This is a genomic window from Chryseobacterium sp. SIMBA_029 (genome assembly GCF_046535275.1).
GTDB lineage: Bacteria > Bacteroidota > Bacteroidia > Flavobacteriales > Weeksellaceae > Chryseobacterium.
In genome coordinates, this window is the sequence record NZ_JAWRXA010000060.1 from 1 (window position 1) to 396 (window position 396).

The following is a 396-nucleotide window of genomic DNA, read 5'->3' on the forward strand; positions in this document are numbered from 1 at the left end:
AGATTCGTCTTTCAGGAAACGGCTTACAAGCTTGGTCATATCTAACTCCTAACTCCAGTTGATGTTCAGCACGTCCGCCAACGGTTTGCCGTTGATCGGATTGGCTCAACCTAGCGAGGCGCTGTTTCAATCGGCTTAAAGAAGAGGGTTACCAGAGTGTTAATGCTAAAGTAGAGCCGCTCATGGTAATCAGTTTCTTAGCGGATATATTATCATTTTATCTATACATGAAAGACGTTCACCGCCAAGCATTCACGGCGTTACATTTCAATACAACGGCCGGTCCCGGAATGATGCGTCTCCCGCTGGCGCCGGCGAAAACGTCCTATTTCGGGATGCCGGGGGCCGCGATTTGGGGAAATCAGAGACTTTTAAGTCTTCATTCACCAATTTTTT

At 47.5% G+C, this 396-nt stretch carries 1 protein-coding gene; it reads left to right on the forward strand.

Annotated elements, in window-relative coordinates; all coding sequences use genetic code 11:
* Positions 1 to 182: 182 nt before the first annotated feature.
* The coding region (locus tag SB679_RS23200) for a hypothetical protein (RefSeq protein WP_410704645.1) at positions 183 to 396 on the forward strand (214 nt) is incomplete at its 3' end.